The following is a 19,423-nucleotide window of genomic DNA, read 5'->3' on the forward strand; positions in this document are numbered from 1 at the left end:
GACGCGGGGCGCCTTGCGCACCGCGGCAAACGGAGTAATATGGGTTACGAACTGTCAGTCATCAACAGTAAAATCAGCAGCGCGCCGTCGGCATTCATCAATGCCTGTGAAGAAACCTTCAACAAAAGTGTTGAGGCGGCGGCACAGGTGGCCGCCCAGAATCTCGGCAGGAGCCCGATTATTCTGTTATCCGGCCCGTCCGGCTCCGGCAAGACGACAACGGCCAAGAAGATTACAAACGCGCTCGAACAGCTTGGTATCACCGCCCACAACGTCTCGCTGGATAATTACTTTTTGACGATTAATGCTGAAACGGCCCCGAAGACACCGGAGGGCGAGATCGATTATGAGTCTCCGAAATGCCTGGATATGGACCTGTTGAACAAGCATTTTGCGCAGTTGGCGGCTGGTGAGGAAATCGCCATTCCGCATTTCAGCTTTCAGGAACAGGAACGCATTGACGGCCGTGTCGTGCCAATGAAGCTTAATCACAATGAGATGGTGATTTTTGAAGGAATTCACGCGCTGAACGACTGTATCACATTTGAGCATCCAAATGCTTTTAAAATTTACGTCAGTACCATGACGGACATAGTCGATAACGGTAATGTGATCGTTGAAGGCGCGGGGCTTCGCCTCGTCCGGCGGCTTGTCCGCGACGCTTTTTTCCGCGGCGCCGAGCCGGAATTTACGCTGCAGATGTGGAAAAATGTCCGCCGCGGCGAGCAGCTGAATATTATTCCCTTTAAAGACGCCGCTGATCTGAAAATTGACTCTGCCCTGCCTTATGAAATATCCGTTATGAAACGGTTTTCACGCGGCGTTTTCGACAAGGTGGACGAAGGGACAGAGCATTTCAAGGAGCTTGACCAGGTTATGAACGCCTTCCCCCGCTTTGAGGAGATTGACGACGCGGCCATCCCGGCTGATTCCATCCTGCGCGAATTTATCGGCGGCAGCAGCTTTACCTACTGAAAGTTGTAAAATTACTGTGACACGGATATCTTTTTGCGCAGGCCGTGCTATAATTTTGACAGAGCTTTGATGGAGGAATACACGTGATCATGAACTTTCTTCGAAAATTCATGGCAGGGCGATACGGCCCGGATCATCTCAACACGGCGATGATCCTCTTAGCGCTTGTCATCAGCCTTATATCCCGTTTTGTCAATCTCTCCATCCTTGTTTTTCTGTCGTATTTCATCTTGGCGCTCGTTGTTTATCGCATGCTCTCTCGCGACATCGTCCGCCGCCGCGCCGAAAACGACAGGTTTATCCGGTATTACTGGCCGATCAAGCAGAAAATAAAAGTGTTTTTCCAACGGCTGAAAAGCCGCAGAACACATAAGTTTTTCCATTGCCCAAGCTGCCGGAATCTTTTGCGCGTGCCGCGCGGGAAGGGCAAAATGCAGATCACCTGCCCAAAATGCGGCGAGCGTTTCGTCAAGAAAACGTGACAGCCCCCAGATTAGAAAAAACAGACGCTATCATGCGTCTGTTTTTTTGTTGAGGGAATATGTCAACCGGCGCCGACTGTCAGGGAGCGCTTGTCGTCTCGTCAAGCCAGGGGATTTCAAGGTGCAGGTTCCCGTCCGGCGTGTAGACGATATAGCGGCGCAGGCCGAAAAAAAGAGAGACGGTAGTGATGACAAAGACAAGCAGTAAAGAGACGACCACGACGATGACGATTTTTAAGAGGCGGTGGCTTTTATACGTTTTTGGGTAATTGCGCTTCATGCGACGGCCTCACTTCCCGGTTTCCAGCGTGCGGAGAATGTCAATGCGGCGCTGGTGGCGACCGCCTTCAAAAGGCGTTTCCAGAAACGTCTCCACAATTTTCAGGGCAAGGCCGGTACCGATGACACGCGCGCCGAGAGCTAGAATATTAGCGTCGTTATGCCGGCGCGTCATCTCAGCCGAGTAGGTGTCACCGCACAGCGCGGCCCGAATGCCGGGAATTTTATTGGCCGCTATCGACATACCGATCCCGGTACCGCAGATCAGGATGCCTTTTTCATATGACCTGTCCGCCACGGCCCGCGCGACAGGTTCGGCGATCACAGGGTAATCGCAGCTGTCTTCCGAAAACGTCCCAAAGTCCTTATAGGGGATATTGTGCGCGTCGAGATAGGCCATCACGTCGCGCAGCAGGCAAAAGCCGCCGTGGTCACAGCCGAGAGCAAGCATAAAAGCACCTCCGGAAAATGATAATTGTTAAAACGGCCACTTGGTGGGCAGCCATTCGAGGAAAAAGGTTGTGTATAGCTTTGAGACGGCAAGGCCTGTTAAAACGGGATAAAACGCGGTGAAGAGCAAAACGGCCGAACCGGTGTAACCAAAAACGGCAAGCTTATACCGGCCCTGCGCCCGCTCCCAGATCGTATTAAAAACATGTGCCAGGGCGAGGACAAGGAATAAGGTGCTGGGGAAGTAGTGGTAAATGAAGACAATCCGTGAAACGAACAGCCAGGGTACAAGCTGGGCCAGATAGCCGATGAGGATGAACAGGGCTTTCCCGTCCCGCCGGACAAAGGCCTGATAGGCCATCGCAATGACGGCTAAAATGCCACCCCACCAGACAACGGGATTGCCGAACGCAGCAAAAGCCGACTTGAGGCCGCCGCCCATGGACGTGTCAAGGTAATAGAGAATGGGGCGAACATCTAAAATCCATTGCCACCAGGTTGAGGAATAGGCGTGCGTCGCCACGAGCTTGCTGTGGTAATTATACATGAAAAGCTGGCTGTCCCAGATGAGTGTGTAATACTTAGGATCCCACAGCATGCCGTTTTCGATGCGCATCTCGTTTGCAAGGCCGTTCGGGATATACGACAGGCAATAGATGACGGCCGGAATTACAAGGAAAAACAGGCCGGTTATAAAAAGCGTTTTGAAGAAATAGCGCGCAAAACCGGAATAGGCATTCTCTCTGTAATATTTTGCACGCATAAAAAGATGAATCACATACAAAACGAACAGCCCGCCTCCAGCGTATATAACGGTCCATTTGCTGGCACAGCCAATGCCGAAAAAGAGGCCGGACAAAAACAGCGGGACGATGGTCTTTTTAAAAGGTGTGTCTGGGTCCTGGGTGATGTAGCGGTATAGGAACATGTATGACAGCAGAATGAAGAAAACGCCGTATGTATCGATCGTTGCAATCCGCGTCTGGACAAAGCGCATAAAGTCGAAAGCGAACAGCATGGTGCCGCAGGCTGCAATTGCTGTCTTCCCGAACATGTTTTTGAGGAAGATATATAAAAGTGGGATCATGAGAACACCGAACAGCGTGCCCATGAAGCGCCAGCCGAAAGGCGTCATACCGAAAAGGTGGATGCCAACGGCAATGATCTCTTTACCAAGCGGGGGGTGTGTCGTCTCGTACGGCTGAATGTTGTTGAGATTTTCATAGGCGGTGCGCCCGTGATATATCTCATCAAAATACATGCTGTTCAGATAGCTCGGCGCCGCTGGGACGAGGCCCTGCTCGTCAAACAGCGCGGGCGCTGCGGCACAGGAAATAGCCGACGCGGGAACCATACTGCCGAATTTTGTGTAGATGGCGATTTCACCAAGCTCCATCGGCGTGTTAGAGGCGGTGATGCGGATAAATTTTGTCGGGATGTTATAGTCATTAATGCTGGCATATCGCCATTTGAACAAATCCGAATGCGGCTGATTCATGGCGTAGAAATTATCGTCGGGGGCATACTGCGTCTGCCAGTTGACGCCATCGTCCGAAAATTCAAGGGAATAATCACCCGTCCAGAGGCCGGTATAGTACATAATTGACCCGATATCGGTCGGCTCATCCAGTGTTATAACGACGGACTGATTAACGTCTGTAAAACGGAAAAAGTGCTGGGGTGCTGTCGTATCGCCGAGGTTAAAAAAGCCTAGGACAGCCGTAACGAGTGTTATCGCAGTCATGGGCAGCACATCGCGCCGCGCCAGTCGGTGGCGCGGGAAGGCAAAGGTCAGCCGCGGCTTGTTGATAATCCGGTCAATCCATTCGGTTGTCCCGGACAACGGCTGCGTTATTTTCCAGTAATACAGAAAGAACAACAAAAGGCAAATAACCGTTATGACTGGGAATACAATCGTCAGATTGGCGTAATACAAAACAGTTACCTCCGTGCCGTGTTGTTTCATGAATTCATTTTTTTGCCTTTTTAATGATAGCGCGAAAACAGGGAAAAGTACAGAAGAAAATTGGGGAGGTTGATTGTAAAATGAAATTGAACACTTGAACAGAAAAATCCATAGTGATTATTCTTCGTGGTAAAATGTAGTTCCTACACAACATCTGCCACCGAAAGGATACAATCACTATGGATAACAATGATTCTATCACAGTCAGCGCAGAACGCAAGAAAGGGCAACACTTGAGCTTGGAAGATCGTGGTGCTGTCAAAGCCCTCTTGAAGCAGGGACTTGGCGTACGCGGCATCGCCCGAAACATTGGCTGTTCACCGTCCACCATCTCATACGAGTTAAGGCGAGGTACACCGACACGGAAGAGCAACAGGGGCCAAGCACCTGGCTATTCTCCGAAACTCGGCGAGGCCATCTACAAGGCTAATCGAAGGGCTTGTGTCAAGCCCCTCAAAGCAGGCTCCTGCAAGACTTTCATTGACTGGGTAGTCAAGCAGATCCGGGAACACAAGTGGTCGCTGGATTCCTGCTGCGGATATGCGAAGCGACAGCGTTTGTACAGTGAAGATCAGATGGTTTGTACCCGCACTCTGTACAACATGGTCTGGGCAGGCTTGCTTCCCATCACGCCGACCGAACTGCCGGAAGCCTTAAAACGCAGCACCCGAAAGGCCAGGGGCAGGGAAAACAAAAAGCACTACGGCACAAGCATTTCCGCCCGTCCTGAGATCGCTTCCCTTCGTATAGAAGGCGGCCACTGGGAGGGCGACACCGTGGTTGGAAAACGAGCTGGGAAAGAGGCAGTTGTACTCTCTCTGCTGGAGAAGAAGACCGAGCACTACATCGCCATTCGTATTCCCGGAAAGACCAGTGATGCGGTGATGTCTGCCATGAAAAGCCTACGCGCTGAGTACGGGGAACGTTTTTCACAGATTTTTAAGACGATTACCGTAGACAACGGCAGCGAGTTCGCCGACTTTGCAGAAGTCGAGGCTTGGGGTTCCCAGATCTACTTTGCCCACCCATACAGCTCTTGGGAACGTCCTCAGAACGAAAGGCATAATGGACTGTTCCGGACCTTCGTTCCAAAGGGAACATCTATTGAGCAGTATACAGACGAGGACATCCTGTCCGCTGCTGATGAGTTAAATGGGCGACCCCGGAAGAAGCTCGGATACCACACGCCAGAGGAACTATTTGAAGCCTTTCTTGATTCCGAATACGCAGCCTGACGGCTGCGACAACCTTGGCACAGACAGCGCCTGCGGCACCATCTGTGTCCAAGGTTAATTGATGGGAACGATTTTGCCTCGGGGTGTTCAATTTGCACTTGCAATTTATGAAGAAAATTGGGGATTGCTTATAATGCATACAGTTATAAATATGTGAGGAAACCATAAAAACCCACGCCTTTTAAGGTCAGTATGCCTGAATGTGTAGTGGTTAAGCAAAAAATAGAATAAAAAGTAAAATATGTATATATTCGCTTGACTTATTTGTCTTCATCGCTTAATTTTTAATTATAAAGAAGAAATCGAAGCCAACAAATCATCCCTTGACAGTAGGGGGAAGTATGAAAAAAACAATTTGGATTGCATTGGTTATCTTAATCATTCTTTCCAGCTGTGTAGTGCCGGGGAATTCTGCTGGAGAAACCACGAATGCTAATGAACCGGTAGCGAATACATCAAAGGATTATGAGCAAGATACCACTGCAGCGAGGCAGGTTGTGGAGGATCATTTCAAGTTCCTTGAGCAAAAGGATCAAGAAGGTGTCCTGTCTACACTCGCCGACTGGTATAAGCAAAGCAACATAGATTTCAAGTTTGAAAACCAGGAGTCCATAAAAGTCATCAGCATTGACTTAGAGACGGATACGAAATATGCGGCAACTTATCTAAAAAACGGCAGAGGGACGGTGACGGGCGTAAGTACGCTTGATCTTAGGGTATTCAGGGTCATATATGATGTCGAATACAAGGATGACAGCATCGGCGTGATGCCCAGCGGGCGGTACACATGGAGGTTCTTTGTCATTCGTCAGAATGAACAAGGCCCATGGCTAATTGACGATTACGGCGTATGAATCGATATTTCGCTGGTATCCCATAGCTTGCAGAATTTAGAGAATCATTTGTCCAAATAGCTCAGAGGCTTGCAGACTGTAAAAAAGCAGTCTGCAAGCCTTTAAAGTCTATCGAAGAATCAAGATGGGACGGGCAATTGAGACCAAACCGGAATAGACTGCTCAATAGCATTATGAGTAACTATAAGTTTAAAGATTTGAATGAGTCAAGTTTGCAGTCTTTATGCAGAATAACATTAAGAGCCCATTACAGCAGCTTTTTCTTCTTTTTGACGCCTTTGGCGCCGCCCGTTGCTTCGGCGAACTGACGCAGAAGGTCTTTCTGCTCGTTTGAAAGCCCAGACGGCGTCTCGACGCGGACGGTGACAAACTGGTCGCCGCGACCACCGCCGCGCAGGTTCGGGATGCCTTTGCCGCGCAGGCGGAACACCGTGCCGGTCTGCGTCCCCTCCGGGATGGTGTACTTGACCTTGCCGTCAAGCGTCGGCACTTCGACGTCTGCGCCGAGGGCGGCCTGCGCAAAACTGACAGGCATTTCGACCATAACGGCGTTGCCTTCGCGCTTAAATTCCGCGTGCTGTAAAACCGCCACGGTGATGTACAGATCCCCGGCTTCGCCGCCGTTTATGCCGGCGCTGCCCTGGCCGCGCAGGGAAATCGTCTGCCCGTCGTCAATGCCGGCCGGTATGGTGACGGTCATTTTTTTGTTCCGGCGAATAAGCCCGGCACCGCGGCAGGTATGACATGGCTGATGAATGATCTTACCGCGACCGCTGCATTTGGGGCACTCGGCAGAGGTCTGCACAATGCCGAACGGTGTGCGCTGTTGGCGCGTCACGCTGCCAGCGCCGTTGCAATCCGGGCACCTTTCCGGCGTCGTCCCTTCCTGGCAGCCGGTACCGTGGCAGCTGTCGCACGTTTCGATGCGGGACACGGAAATTTCCTTCTCGCAGCCGAAAGCCGCCTCTTCAAAGGTCAGAACGGCCTCCTGGTGAACCCGCTCTCCCTTACGCGGTGCGTTGCGGCTGCGCTGCGAACTGCCGCCGCCACCGAAAAAGGAGCTGAAAATATCCCCCAGATCGAAATCCATGCCGCCAAAACCGGAAAAGTCACCATAGCCGCCGCCGGAACCGAAATTCGGATCGACACCGGCATGGCCGAATTGATCGTATCGGGCACGCTTGTCGCTATCGGACAAGACCTCGTACGCTTCATTGACTTCTTTGAATTTTTTTTCAGCTTCCTTACTGCCGGTGTTTAAGTCGGGATGATGCTTTTTAGCCATTTGCCGGAACGCTTTTTTTATCTCTTCGTCGGAAGCGCCTTTTTTTAGACCCAGCACCTCGTAATAATCGCGTTTATCGGCCATAAATTCGTCCTCTCCATTCTTGGGGTTATCCGCAGGGGAAGACGGTGCGTCTGTCCGCCGCGCTGCCCGCGCAAACAGGGCGAACACTAGGTTCGCCCCGACTGCGCTTAATTACTTTAATAACAAGACGTTATTCTTTTTTGTCGTCGTCTACGACCTCATAATCGGCGTCGTAGTACTCGCCGCCGCCGGGATTTGCCCCATCGGTGCCTGCACCGCCGTTACCGGCCCCAGGATTCGCCCCCGGATTCGTCTCTGGATTTGTGCCCGCGTACAGCTTTTCGCTGACGGCGTAAAAGGCCTTCTGCAATTCGTCGGATGCGGTCTTGATCGCCTCGAGGTCTGTACCGGACAGCGCCGTTTTGACCTTTGAAAGGGCGTCTTCAACCGGCTGCTTGTCGGCGGCGCTAATCTTGTCACCCACGTCGGCAAGCGTTTTTTCGCTTTGGTATACGAGCTGGTCTGCGTGATTGCGCGTATCGGCCTCATCCTTGCGGCGGGCATCCTCCTGCGCGAACTGCTCAGCCTCTTTGACGGCCTTATCGATATCGTCTTTGGACAGATTTGTCGACGAGGTGATGGTAATGTTTTGCTCTTTGCCGGTGCCGAGATCCTTAGCCGAGACGTTGACAATGCCATTGGCGTCGATGTCAAACGTCACTTCAATTTGCGGAACGCCGCGGCGGGCCGGGGCGATGCCGTCCAGGTGGAAGCGGCCGAGCGTCTTATTATACTGTGCGATTTCACGTTCACCCTGCAGGACGTGAACCTCAACTGAGGTCTGATTGTCTGCCGCCGTTGAGAAGACCTGACTTTTCTTCGTGGGGATCGTTGTGTTGCGCTCAATGAGCTTTGTGAACACGCCACCCATCGTTTCAATACCGAGTGAGAGCGGTGTCACATCAAGCAGCAGAATGCCTTCCACGTCACCGCCGAGAACGCCGCCCTGAACGGCCGCGCCGATGGCAACGCACTCGTCGGGGTTGATGCCTTTAAACGGGTCTTTGCCGGTGATGCGCTTAACAGCCTCCTGCACGGCGGGGATGCGCGTCGAGCCGCCGACCAGCAGGATTTTGGACAGCTGCGAGGGCGAAAGACCGGCATCCGACAGCGCCTGATTGACGGGGCCGATGGTGTTTTCAACGAGCTGCGCCGTCAGCTCGTTGAATTTGGCGCGCGTGAGCGACATTTCCAAATGCTTCGGGCCGGTGGCGTCGGCTGTGATATATGGCAGATTAATCGATGTTGACGTCACACCGGAGAGGTCGATTTTAGCTTTTTCAGCCGCTTCGCGGAGGCGCTGCATGGCAATTTTGTCGGCCGACAGGTCAATGCCGGTGTCTTTTTTGAACTCGCCGAGCATGTATTTGACGACACAATCGTCAAAATCGTCGCCGCCGAGGCGGTTGTTGCCCGCTGTGGCCAGCACCTCAATGACGCCGTCGCCGATTTCCAGCACAGAGACGTCAAACGTGCCGCCGCCGAGGTCATAGACCATAATCTTCTGGTCGGTTTCCTTGTCAAGGCCGTAGGCGAGCGCCGCGGCTGTCGGTTCGTTGATGATACGCTTAACGTCGAGACCGGCGATTCTGCCGGCATCCTTCGTCGCCTGGCGCTGTGCGTCGGTAAAATACGCGGGGACGGTAATAACAGCCTCCGTCACCTTTGTACCAAGATAGCTCTCCGCGTCTGTTTTGAGCTTCTGCAGGATCATCGCTGAAATCTCCTGCGGTGTATATTGTTTGTTGTCGATATTGACCTTATAATTTGTACCCATCTCACGCTTGATGGAGATGATGGTGCGGTCGGGGTTTGTGATGGCCTGGCGCTTGGCGACCTGGCCGACCATGCGCTCACCGTCTTTTGAAAAAGCAACGACCGACGGCGTTGTGCGCGCGCCCTCCGCGTTTGCGATAACGATCGGTTCGCCGCCTTCAATAACGGCGACACAGGAGTTTGTCGTACCTAAATCTATACCGATAATCTTACCCATAAATGATGTCCTCCTTTTAATTCATATGAACGGTTCTGCCGGGTTATTTAATTGGCGACCTTGACCATTGAAAATCGTATGACCTTGTCGCCCAGCAGGAAGCCTTTTTCAAATTCCTCAACAATTTCGCCGTCTTGAAATGCGGCGTCTTCAATATGCATAACGGCGTTATGGCGGTCGGGGTCAAACGTCTCGCCGACGGCCGGAATTTCCGCCACGCCCAGCTTCTGCATGATTTCACGAAGCTGTGTCATCGTCATTTCAACGCCCTTGTAAAACGCCTCGTCTGCGCAGGCCTGTGTTAAAGCCCGTGCTAAATTGTCATAAACAGGCAGGAAGCGGACAATGGTTTCGGCGCGGAGTTCATTATAGAGACTTTCGCGCTCCTTGATGGTTCTCTTTCTGTAGTTATCAAATTCGGCGGCAAGACGAAGGTATTTATCTTTTTCGGCTTTCAGAGCTGTTTCCAGTTCGTCTGCCGCTGCTTTTTCTGCCGATGCGTCCTCAGGGCTCTCCGCGATATCCACAGGCTCGTCCGGTAACATTTCGTCATGTTTGTTTTTGGGCAATCAAGTCATCTCCTTCATTTGCGTCTTTTTTTCTGGCTGGTACCGGTGTTTTCAGTCAAAAGGGCCGTTTGAGCGTCACCGCCCGCCAGAAGATGGCTGAGGCCCTGCGCAATATACGATAGGCGGGCTGCCACCTTGGAATAATCCATCCGTGTAGGGCCGACGACCCCAATAAGGCCTTGCAAATCGTCCCCGGCGTCATATCGGGCAACAATGACGCTGGAATCTTTAAGCTCCTGCGCCAAATTTTCCGGCCCTATTGTTATTTTCATATTGCCGTCCGGCGCGGGGAGCTTGGCAAGCTCGTTCTCATCCGAAAGATAGCGAAGCAGGCGCTGCGCCTTGTCAACATCCCTGTATTCCGGGTATTCAAAAAGATTGGAAGCGCCTGTTAAATGCGTCTGCTGCAGTTTAAGGCTGCTGAGCAGCTCGATGATAAACCCGGCGATGACGGCGACAATGCCGGTCGTGTCGCCCGAGGCCCGCTCGGTGGCGGAAATCAGCGATGGGGTGATCTGTTCCTCCGGCATATTTGTGAAGCTGGCGTTAAACAGTGTTGAGAGCTTGACGAGCGTTGCCTGTTCAACGGAGAAGGGCAGCGTGACAAGCTTATTCTTAACTGTTTTGTTGCTCAGCATAACGACAATGATAAATGTGTTTTGATCGACGAGAATGAGGTCAAACCGTGTGACGGTGGCACCGGCGGCTGCGGCAGCCAGCGCGTAAGCAGGATAACTTGTCAGCTGCGAGGTCAGACGGCCGGCGTCGGCCAAGATCTGGTCTAGCTGCTGCATACGGCTTTTAAGCGCACGGTTTATCGTGTCCGTCTCCGCCAGAGAGAGCTTATGCTGGTGCATGAGTTCATTGACATAGACGCGATAACCCAGCGGCGTCGGCACGCGACCGGCCGAGGTGTGCGGCTGCTCAAGAAGACCCATTGATTCAAGCTCCGCCATTTCGTTGCGAATAGTAGCGGATGAAACAGACAGGCCAACGTCACTGGCGATGGATTTTGATCCAACCGGCTCGGCAGTATCAACATACTGATCGATAACAGCCCGAAGGATCTTTTTTTTACGCTCGCCAAGGTCCATGCTCGCCCATCCCTTCAAAGCGGCGTTTTTTGATGCGGTTAGCACTCTCAAAGCACGAGTGCTAACCATAATTTAGCACCGTGGCGCGCCGATGTCAAGTACCTGACCAATTGTTTTTATTTTATTAATAATTCGCAAAAAAATGCCAGCCCTGTTACTTTTGTAATTTGTTGTTGTTGCATTTTTTTGTCTCTTCCAGTATTCTTGCAGCATAAAACGAGACAATTTGTCATCGGCGGCCTGAAAGCAAAAAAACAGATTGGTTTGCTGGTTTTTCTGAAAGCAGGTGAATATTTGAAGAAAATTTTAAGATCCCTGCTGCTTGTTCTGCTTGGGGTAGCCGTTGGCATTACAGCATCTTTGGCATCGTATTACATTTCCGGTGACACTGTTTTTAAAATAATAATCGGTTCCGGTGCGGGGCTTTATGATTCTGTGCCAATCCGGACAGATGCGTCAAACGCTGAGCTCAAGGCCTATGCTGATAGAATTCTGGAAGATATTAAAAGTGCAGATTATGAGGCCTTGTCTCAGGTCATTCATCCAGAATACGGCCTCGTCTTTTCGCCGTACGCGACGATTAATCTGGCGGCGGCCAAGCGATTTACACCGGCGGAGGTCGCTGCTTTTTCGGATGACCAGAACAAATACGTCTGGGGTAAATACGACGGGAGCGGCAATCCCATTGAAATGACGCCGGATGCGTATTTTAAAACCTTTGTGTTTGATAAGGATTATACAGCCTATTCAGCCGTCGGCGTGGACTATATCATCAAGACCGGCAATGCGCTTGAAAACATCAAAGAGGTTTTTCCGGACGTGCGCTTTGTGGATTATTATATTGACGGCACAGCCGGTAACGGCGGCCTTGATTGGAGCTGTTTGCGCCTGGGATTTGAGGAGGATGGCGGCCAGCTCAAGCTCACGGTCATCGTACACAGCCAGTGGACAATTTAAGATCTTTAAAATGGTTACACAGACAGACGCCGCCGGGGATATCCCCGGCGGCGTCTGATTCACAAATTATGACAATCTTTTTTGAGCCTTTGCGGCACATAATAATTTTTGCCGGACGACTTTTTAATTCGTACGGCCGCCGAGCTTTTCATTATGAATGATGTATTTGGAAACGGACTTGTAGACAATAAAGGTGATGATGGAGTTGCCGCCCGCTTTAATCAGGTTGAAGGGCAAGACCGTGACAAATAATCCGGCATCGATATCAGCGGCGGACACACTGGGGAAGAAAAGCGGCGTTAAAAAGTGGTTGGCGACGACCATGACGAGCGCCATTGCAACCGTTCCTGCCGACAGGCCGATAACTGCCCCAAGGCGGGTGTGCTTCATGCGGTAAATGACGCTGGAGACGGTGACCAATGTCGACGTTGCCAAAACGTGCATAACAAACCCAAAGGGGCCGCCGGCAACGCTGACTGTCAGCGCCTGAATCGCGCTGGCGACAATTGTAATCATGATACCGGCAAGCGGCCCAAAAGCAAAGCCGCCGATTAATATCGGGATGTCTGCCGGGTCGTATTCAAGATAAGGGGCCGCCGGGAAGATTGGAAAATGGATGAAAAAGACAAGTGCTATTGAAAGCGCGATAAAAACAGCCATAATGACGAGTTTTTTTGTCGTGAACTTCAAGGGAAAAACCTCCTCAAAAAAATAAACACCCGAAAAATTGCCTTTCAGGTGCGCATACAACTAAACAGATGTTTAGCAATCTTCTTTCATCCAGACTTTAACTGTCGGTATTGGAATTACACCAATTCATACGCCGAAGCGCTCGCGGACTATACCGCCGGTCGGGAATTACACCCTGCCCCGAAGACATCATCATTCAAATGTCACCGATAGTATACCACGAAGCGACTAAAATGCAACTTTAATTTTGACAAAAATCGATTCTACGGTTAAAATGGAGCCATATGACAACACTGAGATTAATTGGAGCGCCTATGAGACCGATCATCACGCGTGAGAACACCTGCTGCTTCTCCGGCTACAGGCCTGAAAAGCTCCCGTGGGGACAAAATGAGGACGATGCGCGTTGCCAAAGCCTGAAGGAGAAGCTTTTTGACGTTGTTACCGCCGTATACGACGCCGGGATTCGGCATTTCGTCTGCGGGATGGCGCTCGGCAGCGATATATATTTCTGTGAAACGGTGCTGCGCCTGAAAGACATGTATTCGGATGTGACGCTTGAGGCGGCGCTGCCCTGCGAGGAGCAGGCGGCGCGATGGACAGAGGCGCAGCGCAGCCGATATTTCCGGCTCGTCCAGCAGTGCGACAAGGAGACATACGTCGGCAGGCGGTATACGTCGGACTGCATGATGCGCCGCAATATGTATATGGTTGACAAATCATCGTTGCTCATCACAGTGTACGATGGGCGCTTCGGCGGGACGATGCATACGGTTGGCTATGCCGAATCAAACGAACTGGAAATCATCCAGCTCAAGCCATAAAAAATTTCAAAGCGCCGCCGGTTCCGCCCGGCGGCGTTTTTCTGCTCTCAGAACCGGGCTTGGGTGCGATTTTTCCCTGTATACGGACAAATAGCGGCAGAATACACTATACAAGACTCTTGATCTGGTGGTGTGTATATGCTGTCTGCCACATTCGCGATCTTTTTAATGAGCCCGTTTCTCATGCTGCGCATGTCGGAGGGGGCGGGCTCTTTTCCGAAGCCGCTGTCAGCCGCGGAGGAGCAAACGTATATCGAGCTGTTCATGACAGGCGATATGGAGGCCAGAAACGTCCTGATTGAGCGGAATCTGCGCCTTGTCGCGCACATTATTAAAAAGTATTATACGCAGACGAGCGAGCAGGATGATCTTATCTCCATTGGGACGATCGGGCTGATTAAGGGAATATCAACATATAAGCCCGACAGACGTGTGCGCTTGGCGACTTACGCCAGCCGCTGCATCGAAAATGAAATACTGATGCATTTCAGAAGCCTGAAGAAGACGGCGGGCGACCTGTCCCTCTCTGATTCCATCGACACCGATAAAGACGGTAACAGCCTGTCGCTCATGGAGGTTATCAGTGTCGAGGACAATATGCTGGAGAATTTAAGCGCCAGAGAGACGTGCCAGCAGCTCTGCCAATACATGAACGATGTTCTGACGCAGCGTGAGGCCGAAATTATTACCATGCGTTATGGCCTTCAAAACAAAAGCCCGAAAACACAACGCGAAATAGCCATTATCTGCGGTATCAGCCGGTCGTATGTGTCCAGAATTGAAAAAAAGGCTTTGGAGAAACTGCGAAAATGCTTTGAAGCAAATTCATAAAATTGTTACAACAATGTTTCCGAATTAAACAGGACTCGATTAAGTACGACAAAAAAAGAAAACCGAATCAGGTGAAAATCAACACTGAATTTGTGCAAAATACATAAAAAGACACACCTAAAAAAGGGTGTGTTTTTTCTTTTTGAGCATTTTTCGGAAAAATTTGCTTGACAAACCTGGCAGATTTATGTATCATTCAAAACGTTACAAACTGTAACCACCTGTTATAAGCATGTTGAGCGTTGAGGTGATTTGTTGAAATTGTTTGAGCAAAAGACCGGGTTCTCTGTCAAAATACCAATTGTTTGCGCCCGGTCGTTTTTTAACAGGACCTTATCCCGGCGGCATAAAACACACCGCGCATGGACAATGGCGGCGGTGACGATTTTTCTCGTTCTGGCGCTGACGGTCATTTTGCTGAATTCACAGGTTGGCTTTGCCGTTTATTTTCGCGGCGAAAAAATCGGCAACGTTAAAAGCATGGCCGACGTCACGGCAGCCGTCACCGGTGCTGAAAATCAGCTCGAAGAGATATACGGTCACGACTATTCGCTCGAAAAGGCCATCTCCGTGACGGCCAATGTCGGCGGTGGCACCGTCAATCAGGAAAGTGTGCAGGACGGGATCCTTGGCGGGATTGACGGCCTCGTGAAGTTGTATGTCTTGGAGGTCAACGGCAAAGCCGTGGGCGCGTCTGCCGACGAGGCAACCATGGATGGGGTACTCAATGACATATTAATGACGTACGCAACAGAACAAACATCATCCGTTCGGTTTGTTGAGACGGTTGATATCAGCCACCGATTTATTAATGAAGATATCACGCAGGATGTTTCGGCCATCAAGGCGGCCATCGACCCGAAAAATGAGGCGGCGGCATATAGGCTGACCGTTGAAACAACCGAGCAGACAGAGCGCGTAGAGGATATCCCTTTTGATGTTGAATACAAGAGTGACGATACTGTATATGAAGGCAATATCAAAGTTAGATCGCCCGGTGTCTGCGGTGAAAATGTCATTACGGAAAAATCGGTTTATCTCAACGGCGTTTTGCAGTCCTGCCAGATGATCAGCACGGTCAAGACGAAAGACCCAGTAACGGAGCTCGTGGCGGTTGGAACAGCGCCGCGCCCGAAAACGGCTTCTTATGATAAATATATCTGGCCCGCTGAGGGCGTTATGACATCCGGCTTCGGCCCGCGCACTGGCTTCGGCTCCGCCAATCATCAGGGGATCGATATTGCCGGCGCCAGCGGCTCGGATATTGTCGCTGCCGACGGCGGTGAAGTCATTCTCGCCGAATGGTACTTCGGGTATGGCCTTATGGTGCAGATTCGCCACGACAACGGTGATTTGACGTATTACGGCCATTGCAGCGAGCTTCTCGTTTCGAAAGGCGAGCGCGTTTATCAAGGACAGACGATTGCCTATATGGGCGAAACAGGTGAGGCCAGCGGCGTGCATTGCCATTTTGAAATCCGCGTGAATGGCGTACCGGTCAACCCAATTGCCTGCCTGCCTTAACCGAGGGAATATGGCTTGAACATGCATAAACAGCGGGGCTGCGTCTTGTGACGCAGCCCCGTTTTGATTTTTGACGAGACCAGCAAAAACGCTATGCCAGGCTGATCACATCAAAGCCCAGTAGCGCAATTTCCTCCGGCTGATGGAGCGTTGCGATGACCGGGATTTGAACCGTATGGATGAGCGAAGCTATTCGCCTTGTGAGGGCGGGGTCCAATCCTTTAAACGGCTCGTCAAGGATGAGCAGCCCACCGCCATATGCCAACGCTCTGGCAAGAGCGACGCGCCGCTGCTGCCCACCGGACAAAGCCCCCGGCAGGCTTTCGGCCTGTTCTGTGAGCTCGACGGCGGCAAGCCATGACATCGCGCTGCCCCGCTTCATACGCGGCAGCACCGCAGCTACATTATCGCGCGCTGTTGCCCACGGCAACAGACGGTCCTCCTGGAACAAGAATGTAACTTTCTCCGGCACGCCTGTGATGGCACCGCCCTGCGGCTTCTCTAAACCTGCAATCAGGCGTAGAAGCGTAGACTTGCCGCAGCCGGAGGGGCCCGTGATGCAGACGCTGGCGCCGATGGCGAGGCTGAAGGCATTAAAGATCGGCTTGTCGCCATAGGAAAAGGTGATGTCTTTAATCTCAATCATCAGGATGCTCCGTTTTGCGCAGGCGCCCCCCTGACGGGCTGACGGCTGACGCCGTTTTATGTGCCAGTCGCTTCCTGATAAGCAACGCAAGGACTTTTTCAAGAAGAAGGCTGAGGATGATAACAACAGCCGTCCACGCAAAGAGCGCGGGCGTATCAATATAGATTTTGGAGTAATAAAGCTCGGCACCGATCGTTGGCCGCGCGAGACAGATAACCTCTGCAGCGATACCAGACTTCCAGGCAAGGCCCATTGACGTGGCACAGGCGGCTGCCCAGTCGTTACGGACGGACGGGATGTAGACAAGGCGCAGTGTGCGCAGCCATCCAAAGCCAAACTGGCGCGCCATCTCCAGAAGATTCTTGTCCGCATCCTTCACGGAAGCGCTGACGCTCTGCCAGACGATGGGGATTACCATCAGTGCCGAGCAGAAGGCGGGCACGCGCATTTTGCCGATCCATAAAAGGGCGAGGATAATAAACGAGACAACGGGCGTCGCCCGAATGACGCGGATGAGGGGCGATAAAAGTGTGTCACACAATGTGCTCCACGATGTCAGCGTGGCAAAAAACGTTCCAAGCACAACGCCGCTCGTAAAGCCGACAAAAACATTCAAAAGAGAATGCCCCGCGCTCTCCCAAAAGCCGGGCGTAACGCCAAGTGCCAAAAGTGTCACCCAAACGTCAGCCGGAGCAGGAAAAATCAGCGCTTTGCCGATGGCGTATGACGCCGCAAACCAGACAGCGAGCCAGAAGAGGAGCGCTGCGGCGGCTTTTAGAAGCTTTTTAACCCCCGTAATAGAAGTTGTCATTTGGAACGGCACCACCGACGGACTTGGGGTCGGCCTTAAACAGGATGTCTAGATAGCCGGCAAGAGCAGCCTTCATATCGGCAGCACCGGCAATATAGGTGAGATGGCACTGCGGAATGGCGGCCTTAGCAATCTCCACACTACCGACCATACCATGCTTATAAGCCAACTGGGCGGCTGCGTCCAGATTTGCATCATCGAGCATAAAGTTGATGGAAGCCTGATATTCGCTTAAAAACTGCGGGATGATCACGTCAATATTCGGCGTATCCATCCGCGCAACGATGCAGCCCTGCGTCAAGACGCTGCCGTCAGCCCCTGAAAGCGCCGACCATTCTTTGCCGAAGTCAAGGGCAATACGGACATCGGCGTTTTTTAAGAGAACGGTTGTGGCGTTCGGGACGGGCAGCATGGCAACATCAATCGTCCCGGCGGCTATTTCGGTTGCCAGCTGGCTGCTGTCCATATACTCAATTGTCACATCAACACCCGGCTTAAGGCCGTTTTGCTCCAGAATGTAATTTAAAACATATTCTGGGTTTGCACCCTGACCCGTCGCATAGATCGTTTTGCCGCGGAGGTCTGAGACAGATGCAATGGCTGTGCCGTTTTCAAGGAGATAAAGCACGCTCATGGTGTTGATGGCAATGATTTTAACATTGCCCTGCGTCTTGTTGTAGAGGACGGCGGCCACATTCGTCGGCACGGCGGCGAGATCCAAGCTGCCGTTAATTAAGCCGCTTGTGATGTTGGCGGGGTCGGCTTCTGTTGTAAAAGTGTAGTCAATATCTGTTTTACCTTGATCACGCTGTTCCATAAGGTAAGACGCGCCAATGCCTGTCGGCCCTTTTAAAACGCCAACAGAAGCAGCCAGTGGCGGGTTTGACGTTTCCGACGTCTTGGGAGATGCTGTTGAGCACGCAGTCAGCGCGAACGCCGTCAGCAGGACGAGCAGGGCACTTAAAACTCTTTTCATAACAGATCATCCTTAATTTTATTTCTCTATATCACAATCGGAATAAAAACGTGACTCAAGGGCTAGCAGCGCCCGTTTGCAGGCAAGGCCGCCGGCATAACCCGTGAGCGTGCCGCCGGCACCGAGCACGCGATGGCATGGGACGATAATGGCTATAGGGTTTACGTGGCAGGCATTTCCGACGGCACGATAGGCAGCCGGAGACCCGACAACGCGGGCAAGAGCGCCGTATGTGCGCGTTTGCCCGTATGGGATTTGCAGAAGGGAAGCCCAGACGGCGCGCTGAAACGGCGTGCCTGTCAGTTCAAGCGGCACATCAAACTGACGGCGATGACCCTCGAAATAATCGAAAAGCTGGTCGGCCGCCAGCCGAATCAGCGGCGTTTCCTCAAAAACGTCCGATTTAGCAGGCGTTAGAGACACACCGATAATATGACTGCCGTCCGCCGTGATATCAAGCGGCCCGACAGGTGTTTCGTAACGAAACGAATATCTGATACAGAGCCCTCCGCAAAAAAACCGGCACGCAAAGCGGCCGGTTTTAAATCATTTAGAATCCGAGATTGAGACCGCCGGTGAACTTTGACATGTTTTCGTTCATCACCGAATCAGCCTGGCGCATTGCCGCATTAATGGCAGCGATGACCATGTCAGAGAGCATATCAATATCGTCAGGGTCGACGGCCTCCGGCTCAATTTTAAGTGAGATAAGCTCATGCTTGCCGCTGACGACAGCCGTAACGGCACCGCCGCCGGACTGCGCCGAATATGTTTTTTCCTCCAGCTCCGCCTGCATCTTCATCATGTCCGCCTGCATTTTTTGCGCCTGCCGGATCATATTCATATTCATGCCGCCGCCGAGGCCGCCGTGAAAACCGCCTTTTGCCAAGTTGGTCAC

The 19,423-nt window shown here is 51.9% G+C and carries 21 protein-coding genes and 1 riboswitch; of the genes, 8 read left to right on the top strand and 13 right to left on the bottom strand.

What is annotated here, in order from left to right; all coding sequences use genetic code 11:
• The first annotated feature begins 39 nt into the window (after positions 1 to 39).
• A complete protein-coding gene (locus tag IZU99_02050; protein ID UOO38071.1) occupies positions 40 to 975 on the top strand; it encodes a nucleoside kinase in 936 nt (311 codons plus the stop codon).
• An 83-nt stretch (positions 976 to 1,058) separates the two neighbouring features.
• On the top strand, positions 1,059 to 1,457 hold the full coding sequence (locus tag IZU99_02055) for a hypothetical protein (protein ID UOO38072.1): 399 nt from the start codon (positions 1,059 to 1,061) through the stop codon (positions 1,455 to 1,457).
• Between the two features lie 79 nt (positions 1,458 to 1,536).
• Here the strand turns inward: IZU99_02055 and IZU99_02060 are convergent, their stop codons facing one another.
• From IZU99_02060 to IZU99_02070, 3 genes are read right to left on the bottom strand one after another with little or no spacing between them, the layout of a single operon-like run.
• On the bottom strand, positions 1,537 to 1,737 hold the full coding sequence (locus tag IZU99_02060) for a hypothetical protein (GenBank protein UOO38073.1): 201 nt from the start codon (positions 1,735 to 1,737) through the stop codon (positions 1,537 to 1,539).
• 9 nt (positions 1,738 to 1,746) lie between these two features.
• Positions 1,747 to 2,187: a ribose 5-phosphate isomerase B gene (gene rpiB, locus IZU99_02065; protein UOO38074.1), complete on the bottom strand. Its 441-nt coding sequence runs from the start codon at positions 2,185 to 2,187 to the stop codon at positions 1,747 to 1,749.
• 27 nt (positions 2,188 to 2,214) lie between these two features.
• Complete coding sequence (locus IZU99_02070; protein ID UOO38075.1) at positions 2,215 to 4,152, bottom strand: phospholipid carrier-dependent glycosyltransferase; 1,938 nt, start codon at positions 4,150 to 4,152, stop codon at positions 2,215 to 2,217.
• Positions 4,153 to 4,331: 179 nt separating this feature from the next.
• Here IZU99_02070 and IZU99_02075 point away from each other — a divergent pair, with 179 nt between their 5' ends.
• On the top strand, positions 4,332 to 5,387 hold the full coding sequence (locus IZU99_02075; GenBank protein UOO38076.1) for an IS30 family transposase: 1,056 nt from the start codon (positions 4,332 to 4,334) through the stop codon (positions 5,385 to 5,387).
• 341 nt (positions 5,388 to 5,728) lie between these two features.
• On the top strand, positions 5,729 to 6,241 hold the full coding sequence (locus tag IZU99_02080; protein UOO38077.1) for a DUF4829 domain-containing protein: 513 nt from the start codon (positions 5,729 to 5,731) through the stop codon (positions 6,239 to 6,241).
• 247 nt (positions 6,242 to 6,488) lie between these two features.
• Here the strand turns inward: IZU99_02080 and dnaJ are convergent, their stop codons facing one another.
• From dnaJ to hrcA, 4 genes are all read right to left on the bottom strand, one after another.
• Positions 6,489 to 7,610, bottom strand: coding sequence for a molecular chaperone DnaJ (dnaJ, locus tag IZU99_02085; protein UOO38078.1), 1,122 nt, complete (start codon positions 7,608 to 7,610; stop codon positions 6,489 to 6,491).
• A gap of 130 nt (positions 7,611 to 7,740) precedes the next feature.
• Positions 7,741 to 9,603 carry a molecular chaperone DnaK gene (gene dnaK / locus IZU99_02090; protein ID UOO38079.1) on the bottom strand — a complete coding sequence of 621 codons (1,863 nt, stop codon included), beginning with the start codon at positions 9,601 to 9,603 and terminating at the stop codon, positions 7,741 to 7,743.
• A 47-nt stretch (positions 9,604 to 9,650) separates the two neighbouring features.
• On the bottom strand, positions 9,651 to 10,148 hold the full coding sequence (gene grpE / locus IZU99_02095) for a nucleotide exchange factor GrpE (GenBank protein ID UOO38717.1): 498 nt from the start codon (positions 10,146 to 10,148) through the stop codon (positions 9,651 to 9,653).
• Between the two features lie 38 nt (positions 10,149 to 10,186).
• Positions 10,187 to 11,266 (bottom strand): heat-inducible transcription repressor HrcA, encoded by a 1,080-nt coding sequence (gene hrcA, locus IZU99_02100; GenBank protein UOO38080.1) that lies wholly within the window; start codon positions 11,264 to 11,266, stop codon positions 10,187 to 10,189.
• A 294-nt stretch (positions 11,267 to 11,560) separates the two neighbouring features.
• Here hrcA and IZU99_02105 point away from each other — a divergent pair, with 294 nt between their 5' ends.
• Positions 11,561 to 12,223 carry a hypothetical protein gene (locus tag IZU99_02105; GenBank protein UOO38081.1) on the top strand — a complete coding sequence of 221 codons (663 nt, stop codon included), beginning with the start codon at positions 11,561 to 11,563 and terminating at the stop codon, positions 12,221 to 12,223.
• Between the two features lie 123 nt (positions 12,224 to 12,346).
• Here IZU99_02105 and IZU99_02110 read toward each other — a convergent pair whose 3' ends face one another.
• Positions 12,347 to 12,913, bottom strand: coding sequence for an ECF transporter S component (locus tag IZU99_02110; GenBank protein UOO38082.1), 567 nt, complete (start codon positions 12,911 to 12,913; stop codon positions 12,347 to 12,349).
• Positions 12,914 to 12,987: 74 nt separating this feature from the next.
• A riboswitch (FMN riboswitch) is annotated at positions 12,988 to 13,105 on the bottom strand.
• Positions 13,106 to 13,239: 134 nt separating this feature from the next.
• Between IZU99_02110 and IZU99_02115 the strand changes: the two genes are divergently transcribed.
• From IZU99_02115 to IZU99_02125, 3 genes are all read left to right on the top strand, one after another.
• Positions 13,240 to 13,737 carry a DUF1273 family protein gene (locus IZU99_02115; GenBank protein ID UOO38718.1) on the top strand — a complete coding sequence of 166 codons (498 nt, stop codon included), beginning with the start codon at positions 13,240 to 13,242 and terminating at the stop codon, positions 13,735 to 13,737.
• Between the two features lie 138 nt (positions 13,738 to 13,875).
• Positions 13,876 to 14,568, top strand: a complete 693-nt coding sequence (sigK, locus tag IZU99_02120) for an RNA polymerase sporulation sigma factor SigK (GenBank protein UOO38083.1) — start codon at positions 13,876 to 13,878, stop codon at positions 14,566 to 14,568.
• A 255-nt stretch (positions 14,569 to 14,823) separates the two neighbouring features.
• Positions 14,824 to 16,092, top strand: a complete 1,269-nt coding sequence (locus tag IZU99_02125; protein UOO38084.1) for a peptidoglycan DD-metalloendopeptidase family protein — start codon at positions 14,824 to 14,826, stop codon at positions 16,090 to 16,092.
• 91 nt (positions 16,093 to 16,183) lie between these two features.
• On the opposite strand, the gene IZU99_02130 is transcribed toward IZU99_02125, so the two are convergent.
• The 5 genes from IZU99_02130 to IZU99_02150 are packed head-to-tail and all read right to left on the bottom strand — an operon-like array spanning position 16,184 to position 19,414.
• Positions 16,184 to 16,738 (bottom strand): ABC transporter ATP-binding protein, encoded by a 555-nt coding sequence (locus IZU99_02130; protein UOO38085.1) that lies wholly within the window; start codon positions 16,736 to 16,738, stop codon positions 16,184 to 16,186.
• Positions 16,731 to 17,549 carry an ABC transporter permease subunit gene (locus IZU99_02135; protein UOO38086.1) on the bottom strand — a complete coding sequence of 273 codons (819 nt, stop codon included), beginning with the start codon at positions 17,547 to 17,549 and terminating at the stop codon, positions 16,731 to 16,733. The genes IZU99_02130 and IZU99_02135 overlap by 8 nt, the downstream gene beginning before the upstream one ends.
• Positions 17,524 to 18,525 carry an ABC transporter substrate-binding protein gene (locus IZU99_02140; protein ID UOO38087.1) on the bottom strand — a complete coding sequence of 334 codons (1,002 nt, stop codon included), beginning with the start codon at positions 18,523 to 18,525 and terminating at the stop codon, positions 17,524 to 17,526. The genes IZU99_02135 and IZU99_02140 overlap by 26 nt, the downstream gene beginning before the upstream one ends.
• Positions 18,526 to 18,543: 18 nt before the next feature.
• Positions 18,544 to 19,023: a methylated-DNA--[protein]-cysteine S-methyltransferase gene (locus IZU99_02145; GenBank protein ID UOO38719.1), complete on the bottom strand. Its 480-nt coding sequence runs from the start codon at positions 19,021 to 19,023 to the stop codon at positions 18,544 to 18,546.
• Between the two features lie 52 nt (positions 19,024 to 19,075).
• Positions 19,076 to 19,414, bottom strand: coding sequence for a YbaB/EbfC family nucleoid-associated protein (locus IZU99_02150; protein ID UOO38088.1), 339 nt, complete (start codon positions 19,412 to 19,414; stop codon positions 19,076 to 19,078).
• Positions 19,415 to 19,423 lie beyond the last annotated feature (9 nt).

It is taken from the genome of Oscillospiraceae bacterium CM (assembly GCA_022870705.1).
Taxonomy (GTDB): Bacteria; Bacillota; Clostridia; order Oscillospirales; family Oscillospiraceae; genus Sporobacter.